12 protein-coding genes are annotated in these 12,407 nt (G+C 60.0%); 8 read left to right on the top strand and 4 right to left on the bottom strand.

Annotated elements, in window-relative coordinates; all coding sequences use genetic code 11:
• Positions 1 to 174: 174 nt before the first annotated feature.
• Positions 175 to 792 (bottom strand): PqiC family protein, encoded by a 618-nt coding sequence (locus ACYPXD_RS10745; protein ID WP_459710655.1) that lies wholly within the window; start codon positions 790 to 792, stop codon positions 175 to 177.
• A gap of 243 nt (positions 793 to 1,035) precedes the next feature.
• Between ACYPXD_RS10745 and ACYPXD_RS10740 the strand changes: the two genes are divergently transcribed.
• The 8 genes from ACYPXD_RS10740 to ACYPXD_RS10705 all read left to right on the top strand — a co-directional run bounded on the left by ACYPXD_RS10740 (position 1,036) and on the right by ACYPXD_RS10705 (position 7,850).
• Complete coding sequence (locus ACYPXD_RS10740) at positions 1,036 to 1,731, top strand: DUF3313 domain-containing protein (protein WP_459710653.1); 696 nt, start codon at positions 1,036 to 1,038, stop codon at positions 1,729 to 1,731.
• Between the two features lie 168 nt (positions 1,732 to 1,899).
• On the top strand, positions 1,900 to 2,199 hold the full coding sequence (locus ACYPXD_RS10735) for a hypothetical protein (RefSeq protein WP_459710651.1): 300 nt from the start codon (positions 1,900 to 1,902) through the stop codon (positions 2,197 to 2,199).
• A gap of 48 nt (positions 2,200 to 2,247) precedes the next feature.
• Positions 2,248 to 3,114, top strand: coding sequence for a DUF2092 domain-containing protein (locus ACYPXD_RS10730; protein WP_459710649.1), 867 nt, complete (start codon positions 2,248 to 2,250; stop codon positions 3,112 to 3,114).
• 23 nt (positions 3,115 to 3,137) lie between these two features.
• A complete protein-coding gene (locus tag ACYPXD_RS10725; RefSeq protein ID WP_459711446.1) occupies positions 3,138 to 4,040 on the top strand; it encodes a hypothetical protein in 903 nt (300 codons plus the stop codon).
• A gap of 54 nt (positions 4,041 to 4,094) precedes the next feature.
• Positions 4,095 to 4,835 carry a bestrophin-like domain gene (locus ACYPXD_RS10720; RefSeq protein WP_459710647.1) on the top strand — a complete coding sequence of 247 codons (741 nt, stop codon included), beginning with the start codon at positions 4,095 to 4,097 and terminating at the stop codon, positions 4,833 to 4,835.
• Between the two features lie 509 nt (positions 4,836 to 5,344).
• Positions 5,345 to 6,304: a leucyl aminopeptidase gene (locus ACYPXD_RS10715; protein ID WP_459710644.1), complete on the top strand. Its 960-nt coding sequence runs from the start codon at positions 5,345 to 5,347 to the stop codon at positions 6,302 to 6,304.
• A gap of 59 nt (positions 6,305 to 6,363) precedes the next feature.
• Positions 6,364 to 7,140, top strand: coding sequence for a hypothetical protein (locus ACYPXD_RS10710; RefSeq protein ID WP_459710641.1), 777 nt, complete (start codon positions 6,364 to 6,366; stop codon positions 7,138 to 7,140).
• Positions 7,141 to 7,568: 428 nt separating this feature from the next.
• Entirely contained in the window at positions 7,569 to 7,850 is a 282-nt protein-coding gene (locus ACYPXD_RS10705; RefSeq protein ID WP_459710639.1) for a hypothetical protein, read from the top strand.
• Between the two features lie 151 nt (positions 7,851 to 8,001).
• On the opposite strand, the gene ACYPXD_RS10700 is transcribed toward ACYPXD_RS10705, so the two are convergent.
• Genes ACYPXD_RS10700 through ACYPXD_RS10690 form a run of 3 tightly spaced genes read right to left on the bottom strand, consistent with a single transcriptional unit; the run spans position 8,002 to position 12,056 of the window.
• Positions 8,002 to 9,384 (bottom strand): DUF6513 domain-containing protein, encoded by a 1,383-nt coding sequence (locus ACYPXD_RS10700; protein WP_459711443.1) that lies wholly within the window; start codon positions 9,382 to 9,384, stop codon positions 8,002 to 8,004.
• Positions 9,363 to 9,962: a flavoprotein gene (locus ACYPXD_RS10695; protein ID WP_459710637.1), complete on the bottom strand. Its 600-nt coding sequence runs from the start codon at positions 9,960 to 9,962 to the stop codon at positions 9,363 to 9,365. Before ACYPXD_RS10695 ends, ACYPXD_RS10700 begins: the two co-directional genes overlap by 22 nt.
• 6 nt (positions 9,963 to 9,968) lie before the next feature.
• On the bottom strand, positions 9,969 to 12,056 hold the full coding sequence (locus ACYPXD_RS10690) for a sigma-54-dependent Fis family transcriptional regulator (protein WP_459710635.1): 2,088 nt from the start codon (positions 12,054 to 12,056) through the stop codon (positions 9,969 to 9,971).
• Between the last annotated feature and the right edge of the window lie 351 nt (positions 12,057 to 12,407).

Below are 12,407 nucleotides of genomic sequence, written 5' to 3'. Positions count from 1 at the left end.
TGCGTGTGCTTTTCTTAGAGCGATTTAAGGAGCGCACGATATATGGTCGTGCACTGCTATTAGCCCGGAAAAACTAATCTCCGAATTACGCGGTGTCCATCGTATTTCTCGATGTTTGACAATTCTTTTCGATTGAGGCTATCGCATGATGATTGCTTAAATCAGCAAGGGGCATCAGATATTCGTCGATCCCTTCCTGATGCCCGACGCTATCATCGTCGCGATGTCTTCGCTGACGGCCGCGAGCGCCCTGCTATGCGCATCCACCAGCGCCTCGTAACCGTCGCGGTCGACTTGTTCAATGACGACGGATTTTCCGTTGAGCGCCCGATTCGAACCAGGCGTCAGCATTGACCAGAACACGACAAGCACGGTACCCGAGCCAGGCACTGAGTCGAACTTTTGCACGTTGATGGCCAGTCGGACCTTTAGCCGGTCGGTCGACTGCGAAGAGGTGGAAACGGAAGAGGTGGAAACGATGGCATCGCGAAAAAGCTGCCCGAGATCTGCCGCAATAACAGTCGCGATCTGGCTTTTCAAAGGAACACGCCATCGTGCAGCGTCGTCGACCCGAACCTGCGACTGCCCGACACGAAGCACGAACTGCGGTCGGTCGACCAGTTTGGGGATCGTCACATCATCGATAACGATGGCGAGCGGCATGCCGGCATCCGTGTTCTGGCGCAGGCTCTGTGCGTTCAAACTGTAGTGGCCCGTGCGTGGCGTGTTGGTGCATGCGCATACGAACATCCATAGCAGCATCGCGACAATGGGCAGCAAAAGGCGCTTCATCTTTCAACCTCCGTTTTGCCTCCACCGTCAAAAGCAGAGCAGGCTCATTCCTCATTGGCGCATTAAATATTCCTGGTTATCCGCACCTTTCCAGTTAAGTGCAACACGAGTAGTTATCCGAATTATTCGGAAACCAAGTACAAAATGACATAACCATCATATTTTTAGGTCTTTGGTCCAATAGCGAAAGCCACTTTCGCGTGCAATTCTGATCAGGTATTCACCCACGCGCGGGAGGTCAGGATGATAAAGGGAACGCACGCCAGTGTCTCCGCCATCGCGGTCGTTGTTCTGTTCGTCGCCGGATGCGCGAGCAGCAGCAACGCGCCGACGCAGTCGGAATACTCTGGCTTTCTGCCGAACTACTCGGACCTGCAGCAGACCACCGGTCCGGACGGGCAAACATTCTTGAGGTACATCAATCCGAAGCTCACCCCGGCGAACTACAACGCCGTCATCGTCGAGCCTCTTACGATGTATCCCAAAGCCGAGCCGACGGAGCAGTTGAGTCAGGCGACGATCGATCAGATACGCAACTACGGCACCACCTGCCTGAAACAGGCGATCGGTTCGAGAGTCAAGGTCGTGGACACCCCCGGGCCGGGCGTAATCAAGCTTCAAGTGGCGCTCACCGGGGTGGCCAGCACGCCGGAAGGACTCAAGCCCTGGCAGATCGTGCCGACGGCCTTTGTCGTCTCGATGGCGGTCGATAAGGTAGCCGGTGCGCAGCAGCAGGCGAAGCTGCTGGTCGAGGGGCTGGGTACCGATAGCGTCTCCGGAGAGGTGCTGTCCAAAGTGGTGCGCGCGCATACCGGCGAGAGGCTGGCCCGTGTTGCATCGAATGAGCCCGTTATTACGTTCGCTTCGGTCAAGCCGATCATGGACGAATGGTGCGACTCCGTTTCCAAAACGGTGGTGCAGTACGTCAAACCTAAATAAGCGGCCAAATAGGCGGCTAAAGATAAGCTGAATGGCAAAGCACCGGGGTGCGCAACGGGGAAAACTGGAAAACGCGAAAAAATTAACGCACTTAGACCAATTCAATCCGGTTCGCGCACCTTGCAAGTCCGATCGCTCGAAAATTCCTTGACGAAACGAGGGCAAATCATGATCAGGCGCATATTGCGGTTCGCGATAGTGCCCGCATTGCTGTTCGCCACTATCGCCACCGCACAGCAGTATCCGATGCTCGATGCCGTAGCGAACCGGCTTGTGCAGAAGTACCAGCAATCGAGCTGCGAACAGTTGTGGCAGGAGCGGGCGGCGAAAAAGGGCCAGCCGAAGCCGCAGGGCGAGCAGAACGCGATGGAGATGCTGAAAAGCGACCCGCAGATGCGCGCCGAGTTCATCAATCGGGTGGCCGCGCCGATCGCCAACAAGATGTTCGAATGCGGGATGATCCCCTGATCGTCGCGAAGGCTTGCCGCGACATTGGGTTCAACGCGTGAGGCTGCGATGATTTCCTGGAAACTGGTCGGGCGCGCAACAGTGTTCGTGGTGGCTGTGTGCCTCGCTTCCGGCGGCGGCGCACAGCAAACGAAAGCGCCGTCGAAAGCCGCGGCGAAACATGCGCAGTCCGCGGCCGTGCCCGATTACCAGCCAGGACTCGATCCGCACGCGCTTGCGATTATCAAGGCCGCGTGCGACCGCCTTGCCGCGGCCAGGTCGATGACCTTCACAGCGATCGTTTCGTATGAGAATCCGAGCCGTCTCGGTCCACCGCTCATCTACTCGACCCGGTCCGACGTCACGATGCAGAGGCCGGACAAGCTCAGGGTGATCACACCCGGCGACGGCCCGCGCACGGAGTTCTACTACGACGGCAAGACGATGACGGCGTTCGCTCCCGCGGAGAAGCTCGTCGCCGTCGCCGAGGCACCGCCCACGATCGACGCGACGGTCCGGAAAGCCTATGACGTCGGCGCGATCTATTTTCCGTTTACCGACGTGATCGTCGCGGACCCATATAAGGACATCGCCCACGGTCTGAAGATTGCCTTCTATATCGGCCAGTCGGTCGTGGTCGACAACACGACGACGGACATGGTCGCGTACGTGACCGGCGACGTGTTCGTGCAGGCCTGGATCGGCGCGGAGGACAAGTTGCCGCGCCGCATCTACGCGGTCTATATGAACGATCCGGCCCGGCTGCGCCATGTGCTGGCGCTGTCGAACTGGGTGCTGGATCCGCCCATTGCGGCGGACGCCTTCGTGCCGTCCGACACGGCCGGCGCGGCGCGCATCGCGTTCGAGCGTCCCGACGCCGCCAACGCGCCGGGACTGAAGCCGCCGCCAAAAGCCGCACAAGCCCGGCCTCAATGACGAGGAGGCGCATCGTGAGGACAATGTCGATCTATCTGGCCGGTTTGCTGATTCCGGCGTTCGCATCGGGACTTGCCGCCGCGTGGGAACACGCGGGCAGCTGGTCGCACGAGGACCTGCGCGGCGGGACGGCGTCGCACACGGCCGGTTCCGATTCGACGACCCGCACCAATGCGTGGGGCGGCAGCGAAACGCATACGTACGGACAGGGCACCACCGCGACCGGCCGCTATGGCGGCACGGCCACGCACACGGAAGGCTCGGGGCAGACCAGCTACTCCAATCCCGCTGGCGGCAGCGCCACGCGCACCTATGGGCAGGGCACCACCGCGACCAACCGCTACGGCGACACGGCCACGCACCAGGCCGGCTCCGGACAGACGACTTACACCAATCCCTACGGCGGCAGCGCGACCCACACGTACGGGCAGGGCACCACCGCGACCAATGCTTATGGAGGAACCGCTACGCATGTCGAAGGATCGGGCTACACGACCTACACGAATTCGTCGGGTGCGACCGCCTATCACAGCACCTACTACGGCGCGACGTACAACACGTACCATCCGCCCACCACCGTGAACGTCTACGGCTCGGGCTGCTACAACTGCGGCGGCTGGTCCACTGCAGGTGCGGCTGCCGCGGGCGCGGTCGTCGGCGCGGCGGCCGGCGCGGCGGTGGCCTCGGCCAACACGCAGGCGACCGCCGCGAATGCCTACAACGCCGGTTACGTTGCGGGCGCAACGACAGCCGCGCCTGTGCCGGTCAGCGCGAGCTACACGATGGGTGCGATCTACGCGACGCTGCCCGCCGGCTGCATCAAGCCCACGGTTCAGGGCGGCACCTACTACCTGTGCGGCAATACGTGGTTCAAGCCGTCCTATGGGGCGAACGGCGTCTACTACCACGTGGTGCCGGCCCCTTGAGGGACGTGTCGCGCGGCGACGGAGGATTGACCCATGCATCATCTGAGCGTCGCATTGATCGCGTTTGGCTGCGTCTTCGGGAGTGCGCTGCTCGGCTTGCATATCCGTACCTTGCTGCCGGGTCAGCATCTGTCCGACGACTCGATCGAAGTGGTTAAACTCGCGACCGGCCTGATCGCGACGATCGCCGCACTGGTGCTTGGTTTGTTGATCTCGTCGGCGAAGACCTCGTTCGACACCGTGAGCGCCGAGGTGACGCACGCCGCCGCCAATATCATCATCCTCGATCGGGTGCTGGCCCGATACGGGCCGGAAACGCAGGAAATCCGTGGCTCGCTCAAGCAGGTTCTCACTACCGGGGTGCAGAAGATAACGTCAGGCGATCCGGCACAGCTGAAAGATATGTATAGCGCGGAGGCTCACCAACGCGGCGAATACATCGAGCGCAGACTGTCGGAACTCTCACCGCAAAACGACTCGCAACGACGCCTTCAGGCGCGCGCAATCGAGATGGCCGACACCGTGCTGGCCGTGCGCGAGCTTGGCCTGCTGCAAGCAGTGAGTGCGACTCCGCCACTGCTGCTGGCCGCTCTCGTGCTGTGGCTGTGCATTATCTTCGGGACGTTCGGCCTGTTTACGCAGCTCAATGGGACAGTCGTGACCGCGCTGTGTCTAGGCGCGCTATCGACTTCCGTTGCCATTTTCCTGATCCTCGAGATGAATTCGCCGCTCGAGGGAATGATTACGGTGTCGTTTGCACCGATGCGCGCAGCAATTGCAATTCTGGGGCAGTAGGACTCTCGAAATGCTGTCTTGTGCGTGCGCCTGGAGTATTCAAAGTATTCGCAGCAATCCCCGCAACCTCCCCCGAAGCTTCACGCCTGTCGATTGAACCCGGCGTTTCCCTCGTATTCGACAGCGCCTCCTCATTCTGGCCTCACTCACACTCGATACGATGCCTCATCGACTTACGGCGCGGCTTTTCAGCATGACCACGTTGCGCCGACCCGCGTCACATTGAAACGGGGAGTCGATGTCCGTGGCCGGGCTGCTGGTGATCGGTCGATTGCCGGTACTGCAAGTAACCACGACGACTCGTCTAACTCTTCTCAAGGAAATGCCATGCAAGAATCGCAAATTGAACTGACCGAATGGTTCGACCAGACCACGCACCCGGAAGCGGTTGAAATGATGCAGGACGACAGCATCGTACCTTTCGGCACGGCGCTCTGGGCCGTTTAAAGTCATTTAGGAACGCTAAAGCGAGCATTCACGGCTACGTGAATGCTCGCATGGATCTTGACATGAAAAATCTTCACGACGCACTGGGCTTTCACCCGGCGGTTCGCGAGAAGGTCGCGAACGCTGAGCGGGTCCAAACGGTGATCGGCTATGACGATCTCAACCGCGAAACCGCGTTCGCGAGCCTTGCCGATCTGCCATCGCCGTTCGCCCCGGAGATGCTGTCGCTGGAACATGCGGACGCACGAACACTGATTGACCGCATTGACGGTTCGGATATTTTTATTTTGCTTTACGCCTCGTCCACGCTGCCATGCCCAAAACCTGAAGGCCCCGCGTTTCTCGATCCTATTAGATCGTCGATTGTTCAGCACTGGAAGAAATCCGTCCTGTTCAAGGACTACGGCATCCATCTGGACGAGGCCTTTTCCGAGCCGCTACACGAGATTGCCGCTCGCAACGCCTGTCTGATCGACATCGCGAGTGCATCGTCGGAAGTACGCTTCGAAGATGGATTGGGCAATTGCCTTGCCGGAACGCTCTCCCAGAACCAGCGGTGGACGAGCATCGATGGTATGGGCAACCTCGACCTGGTACCCGGAGAAATCGCCACGCACATTGAGGATCTCAGCGGAACCGTTGTTTTGGGCGGCACCTTTCTCAGTACCATTCCATTTGCGTCAAAGTACAAGGTCGTCGATGAAGGCTTTCTTGCGCTTCATGTCGACAGGAGCCGCATCGTGGGCTTTGAATGCGCGGATGTCGGGTTTTGCAGGGACTTTGAAGCATACCTGAATGCGCATCCGAACAACCGCCATGTGCAGGAGTTCGGCATTGGCACGAACCTCGGTGTCAAGGGCCTTTACGGGCGCAACGCCGGATTCGAAGAGCGCCATCCGGGATTGCACCTCGGTCTTGGCGGCGGCCAACTCGGCAGCCATCACCTCGACCTGATCTTTCGAAGCGGGCGCATTACGTTCGACGACAAGGTCGTGTTCGACAGGGTGTTCCTCGTTGGATAGCCAACGTGAACCCTATCGGCAATCCACCCCCATCGCAGATCAGTGAACGAGGTACAGCTATGAATCCACGTGCATCCATGGAGCGTTTCTTTCAGTCTCCTCTATTTTCGACAACCGAAGCCAACCCGGAGCAACTGAAGCAGTACGCCCGGGTCTTCTGGCCAATACAGGTCAATTTTATCGTCGGCTTGCCGGCGCTTACGAGCACGATCTGCGAACAGATCGGGAAGCTCGCGCTCGAGGGTTCGAATACCGGAGAAGAAAAGCGCCTTAAGGCGATCTTGCGTCACATGTTCCCGCCGACCGTCGACGAACTGGGCCACGGACGCGATCAGCCGCAATGCATGCATCACGACCTCTTTGCCGCCCAGGTGCAGGCGTGCACCGGACTTGCACAAAAGACGCTACGCGAAGACTGGATCCGCGGAACCGCGAATCAGCAACTCGCAAATACGATCAGAGAGTCGGTCCGTTCCGTCAGCGACGGTTTGCACATGATGTATGTGGTGGAATCGCTGGCGCCGAGGTTCTTTGTGCATCAGGAAGCACTCTTTCTGAGCTGCTCCGATCCACGCAAGGTCATTCATTCCACGATGCACAAGACGACGGAACTCGAGCATGCGGACGACGCGCAAAAATTCATGAGTTATGTCGACATGGACGACAATCTGATCGACATGCACTTCATGCTTTGGCGCGACGTCGCCGACCAGATGCATGCAGCAATGTATGCTTCTCCTTGCTCTGCTAACCCGACGCAGAGCGGCGTAGCGCTCCGTTCCGGAGATGCCTTGTCTGGCGCGCAAAGAATCGCGGCTGGGGCGTCAGCTGTTTAGCGGTAGTTCTTTTCCATGAGCGCGCTCAGCAGCGAATTCGCCAATCCTGGCCATGAGTGACGGGCGAATTGTCGACGATTTTTGGTTCGTCATCGAAAGACCGCTGCTGGGCGAACGCCGCGAAGCCTATTCTATTTGTCGATGCCTGCCCATTCGATCGATTTCGATCCGCGTGCCTGACGCTAACGATATATCGGCGGCGAACGAGCACGACTCAGCGTTCGACACCCGATCCCATCTTCCTGGTACCTCCAGCTGTTTGAGCCTCTTCCCACTCGTGGAGGAGGCTCCCCGACATCGACAGCAAGCTATCTGAACACTAATGCATCGCTAATTTTCAAATGCCTTAATGGTAATCGTGGTGGCGATGCTCACACTGACGTGAGCACCGCTTGAACCTACCTCGAGATCACTTAAGGAGTTTGAAAATGAAGCTGCTTGCCATGCTGACGATGTCTGCGGCCGTCCTTGCTTCAACGACGGTATTCACCAACGCGTTTGCGCAGGACGCGACGCGCATGAACGTCGATCCGACCCATCAGGAACAGGTTGTACGCAATAACACACAGCCCCAGGACAGCGGGGAAGGCGCCGACATGTCGGGCGCGAGCCAGAGCGGTCATCGCGCGATAACACGCGGCACTATGTCGAACAAACCGGCGCCATGTGTCGGTCCGGCCAGCTTTTGCAATATCTATTTCGGCAGCTGACGCCAGGCGATCAAGGACTTCAGCTTAAAAAGGCGGGTGGTTCGCGGGTCGGAGCAACGACGGTGTGAGTTTGCTGCTCCGATTGGCGAGCCGCCACAAATCGGCCGGATATTTCAAAGTCCACAGACGGAAGGCGGCGACGGTCAACACCTCACCCCTTCTTCCGCGTACTCCCCGGCGCATGCCAAGCCATGAGATCCTTCTCCACCCGATCCACCGCACACCCCCAATCCAGCCTCTCATCCTGATCAAACCGCTTCCCCAACTGCCAGGCGATTTCCGCGCGCGCAAGCTGCACGCCAAGGTAAAACGCATGCCCCCCATCATGTTCGACCTTCAACCGCGGATAAAACTCAAACGGATCGATACCCGTCAAATGGCCATCGCGGTTATAAACATGAATCCCATCGCTTGAAACCTGCACGCGAAAATTTGGATCACGCACACCTGCGGCGAATTCAGCGATTTCGCCTGCGTCATAAGGAAACGGCCGCTTCGAATGCAAGGCAGCGAGATCGCCTGTAATACCTTTAGGCAGCACCTGAGCCTGCTCAGCCGCATGCATGACACGCCGCGCGATATCCGCTTCACGCACTGCGCGCCGCGCATGCAGACTAACCGAAGTGGTGAGCACAGCAGACACATGCAACTCAGCCGCGATGCCCATCAACAGCGCGTTGATTCCGGTCGTATCCGCTTCAGTCAGCTCGGTGACATTGCCAATCCCCAGCATGATCGCAACATCCGGATAATGCTCGCGCAGCGCGACATAACGTGCGACTGAAGCCGCAAATCCAAACGGAATCGGATCGAGAATCGGATCGGCGAGAAACGGCTTGCCGCGCGCAAGCAATGTATCGATGGCCTGATGCAGCGATGCGGTATCGCGCGGCTCGCGCGCAACGACGATCGGCGTCGCGGGCACTTGGTCGGCAATCCACAGCGTATCGACGTTGAGGCTCATCAGATAATCCGCGCCCGCTCGCCCGCCACGCAGCAATTCATCGGTAACCATTGAATCGACGCTGACGCGGTATCCCGCATCCTTCAGCATGCGCACCGCGTCTTCCAAGTGAGGAAACGGCGTATCGGGCAAGCAGCCGATATCGATCACATCGGCGCCTTCATCCGCATAGCGCCGCGCGCGCGCAGCGATGCCCGCGAGATCGAGCCGCGGGGCATCGACAATCTCCGCGAAGATCTCCGTCTCGTATCGAGACAAATCGAGCTTACGCGCCGCCTGCCCAAAGAACTGCGGCAAGTCTTTAATCTCCTCAGGCCCACGCTCAACCGGCACGCCAAAGTGCGCGGTCAACGCTTCCATATCGCCACGGCAGCGTCCAGGCACAATCATCCGATCCGCGTTCACCGGCACAGCCACACGCCGCCGGATCATATCGGCCGTCATCAGCCCCGCGACCTGCAGGCCGATTTCGCGCACCTCCCACGTAAACGTCGGATTCGCCAAACCTTCGAGCACGTGCACGACGCTTTTTTCGGCGAGCCTGCCGGTCAGGAAGACGATGTGTTCCATGCGAGCCCGAGTGTCGACAGCCGTTGCGTGAGCGCGGCGCGCAGTTCGTCGAGCGAGCGCGCGACCGTCGTGTATTCGATCCGCGCGAGCCGCTCGACGTTTTCGAGCTCGATCGCGCGCGGACGCAATTCGACCCAGTCGTGCGGACTCTGCGTAATCACGGTCGGCTGGGTGTCGCACGCGAAAACGATGCCGGGCACGCATTGCTTGCCCGCCTGCGCATACAGGTTGGTCGGCAGCGTATCGGAGATGCCGAACGCGCACTTCGCAACCGTATTACTCGTTGCGGGCGCAATCACTACCGTGTGATAAAGGCCCTCGTACAGCATGCCGACCGGCACGCTGCTCGCGCTGTTGTCGCGTATGACGCGAAAGTGCTCGCGCAGCCTGGCGACAGGCCAGCCGTAAAGCGGCAACACTTCTTCGCCGGCCGCCGATAGAAACATATCGACGCCGGGCAATTGCAGCGCCAAGTCGACCGACTCTTCGATCATATGACCGGAGCCCGTCACGCACCATGCAAAGCGCGCGTCGGGCCTGAATTCGCCGGGGCGGCGGGCGGGCGACGGCGCGCTCATCGACCCTCACGCATCGCTAAGGGGCGGCGGTGTGTCGTGCGACAGCCGGATATACAGTCTGTGCATCTTCCGGTACAACGTGTTGCGGCTGATGCCGAGCGTCTTCGCGACATTGCTCACGTTCCAGCGGTGTTCGTCGAGCATCGCGAGCACCGTTTCGCGCTCCTTGATCTGTATTGCGTTCAAGCTCGACACGTCGCAATCGTCGGGCAACGCGAGCATGTCGTTCATCGAGGAAGGCGAAGCCTGCGCGGCGGCTCGCGCCGCAATGGTTGCAGGCACAACGTTGCCCTGCGTGATTTCCGGCGGCAAGTGCGCGCAGCGAATCTCCGGCCCATCGCAGAGCGCGATCGCCATTTGCAGCACATGTCGCAGCTGGCGAATATTGCCGGGCCACGCATAGTTGAGCAGCGCCTGGCGCGCTTCGGCGCTAAGCGGTGGCGCATCTTCCGTTTCGCTATCGAGCAGATGCTGGATCAGCGCACCGATATCGGCGCGTTCATGCAGCGCCGGCAGATTAATCTCGATGCCGCTTAGCCGGTAATACAGGTCTTCGCGGAACATCCCGCGTTGCACGAGATCGAGCAGATTGCGGTGGCTCGCGCTGATCAGCTGGAAATCCACCTTCAAGGTGGTTTCGGTGCCAAGCGGCGTGACCTCGTGTTCTTCGAGCACGCGCAACAGACGCGCTTGCAGCGCCATCGGCATATCGCCGATTTCGTCGAGAAACAGCGTGCCGTTATTCGCCTGCACGATCTTGCCGCGCCGTCCTTCGCGTTGCGCACCCGTAAACGCGCCCGCGCGATAGCCGAACAGTTCGCTCTCGATCAGATTTTCCGGCAGCGATGCGCAATTCACCGCGACAAAGCTGCCGCCGCTATTCGGGCTGATGCTATGCAACGCATTCGCGAACACTTCCTTGCCGGTGCCGGTTTGCCCGCGCAGGATGATCGGAATCTTGCGTTGAATGGCGCGCGCCGCTAGCTGGATCTGCGACGCCATGCGCGGATCGCCGAATTCGAGTTGCGACAGCTTGTCGAGGCGTCCGCTTGCCGGTGCCCGCGCTTCCTTCGCTTTGACCGCGGGGCGGGCGCGCGGCGCAGCATCGCCGGTGGCTGCCGCGCGCGGGGCCGGCAATGTCGAGAACGCGCTCGCGAATGTGGTCGCATCGCGCGGCGTTTGTGCGACGAGGAAGAAGCGATTGTTCGTATGCGCGCCGTAGACGGTAACCGGATGGAACGAGCCGCGGATGCTGCGCGCGATCATGTCTTCGAGGCTCGCGTTGAACGCCTCTTCAATACGTTTGCCGCATAACTGCTCCGGCGAGCGCAGATCGAGCTGGAACAGCGCGCTGCGGCTCGCTGCGAGCACGATTCCTTCGTCGTCCACCGCGAGTTTGCCTGCGTGCAGTGTGCCGACGAACTCGGGCCGGCTATGAAAATGAATCATGTTGGCGCGCCGGTAGCGCGAATCGATCAGCCGGTTTTCGATCATCTGCCGCGACATGCCGACGAGCACCAGCGAATGCTGCTGCAAGAGCCGCGAGCGGCTCGTCACATCGAGCACGCCGGCCACGGTGCCGCGGTCGTCGAAAATCGGCGCGGCCGAACAGGTGAGGGACGTATAGCGCGGATAGAAATGTTCGTGCTGATAGACCGCGAGACATTCGCGTTCGGCAAGACAGGTGCCCATGCCGTTCGTGCCCGCGGTGCGCTCGCTCCACACCGCGCCGACGCGCAGGCCGTCCGCCGCGACCGCTTCGCCGAACGGCACCGACGACACCTGATGCACGATCACGCCGTCCGCATCGGTCAGTACCACCGCGAGGCTCGGGTCGGCGAGTTGCTGGTAGAGCGTCGTCATTTCGAGCTTCGAGCACGCGATCAGATCGGTCGCGGCTTCGCGGCGCGCGGCGAGTTCATGCTGCGTAAGCACGGGCGGCATGATGAAGTGGCCCGGATCGAGGCCGAACTCGTTCAGGCAGCGCGTCCACGATTGAGCGACCGAGTCGCTCGTCTGTCGAGTGGGCGACTGGTTGTGGACCGTGTTCAATACATCACGGACATGCGAGTTGGTGTCAGCGAGCGTTGACATATTGGGGCGTCTCCATTGCGTTCGGCTTATCCGCACCGTTTGAGCGGCGCGCCGACGCCTTTATACGTGTGTACCTCTTCCCCTGTGCGTCACGCGATTCTATGCCGCGTATCCGCAAAGCCTCAGCAGACGATTGTAGGCACCTGCTTCATTGCCCGTCGCAAACACTCTACAACCGTTAGCGCGCGTCATCAATAAGTAGTCTTATAAGGTCCGCATTTTGCGCGCGCTTTTTGCTTATTGTGGCGGGCTTGCTGTTTGCGCTTTTTCATTCATAGGTGTTCATTCATATGCATGGCGCAAAAGCAGAGCCTTTCCTTCAACCAGAAGCCCGACAGGCGGCGGAGTCAC

This window comes from Paraburkholderia sp. 2C (genome assembly GCF_054589215.1).
The sequence above is the reverse complement of the archived record's forward strand: the minus strand, read 5'-3'. Positions and strand labels throughout refer to the sequence as shown.

Excerpts from the sequence above, each read along its gene's own strand:
- ACYPXD_RS10735 (WP_459710651.1), top strand. The coding sequence starts at position 1,900 with ATGATCAGGCGCATATTGCGGTTCGCGATAGTGCCCGCATTGCTGTTC.
- ACYPXD_RS10730 (WP_459710649.1), top strand. The coding sequence starts at position 2,248 with ATGATTTCCTGGAAACTGGTCGGGCGCGCAACAGTGTTCGTGGTGGCT.
- ACYPXD_RS10715 (WP_459710644.1), top strand. The coding sequence starts at position 5,345 with ATGAAAAATCTTCACGACGCACTGGGCTTTCACCCGGCGGTTCGCGAG.
- ACYPXD_RS10740 (WP_459710653.1), top strand. The coding sequence starts at position 1,036 with ATGATAAAGGGAACGCACGCCAGTGTCTCCGCCATCGCGGTCGTTGTT.
- ACYPXD_RS10725 (WP_459711446.1), top strand. The coding sequence starts at position 3,138 with ATGTCGATCTATCTGGCCGGTTTGCTGATTCCGGCGTTCGCATCGGGA.
- ACYPXD_RS10695 (WP_459710637.1), bottom strand. The coding sequence starts at position 9,962 with ATGAGCGCGCCGTCGCCCGCCCGCCGCCCCGGCGAATTCAGGCCCGAC.
- ACYPXD_RS10705 (WP_459710639.1), top strand. The coding sequence starts at position 7,569 with ATGAAGCTGCTTGCCATGCTGACGATGTCTGCGGCCGTCCTTGCTTCA.
- ACYPXD_RS10710 (WP_459710641.1), top strand. The coding sequence starts at position 6,364 with ATGAATCCACGTGCATCCATGGAGCGTTTCTTTCAGTCTCCTCTATTT.
- ACYPXD_RS10690 (WP_459710635.1), bottom strand. The coding sequence starts at position 12,056 with ATGTCAACGCTCGCTGACACCAACTCGCATGTCCGTGATGTATTGAAC.
- ACYPXD_RS10745 (WP_459710655.1), bottom strand. The coding sequence starts at position 792 with ATGAAGCGCCTTTTGCTGCCCATTGTCGCGATGCTGCTATGGATGTTC.
- ACYPXD_RS10700 (WP_459711443.1), bottom strand. The coding sequence starts at position 9,384 with ATGGAACACATCGTCTTCCTGACCGGCAGGCTCGCCGAAAAAAGCGTC.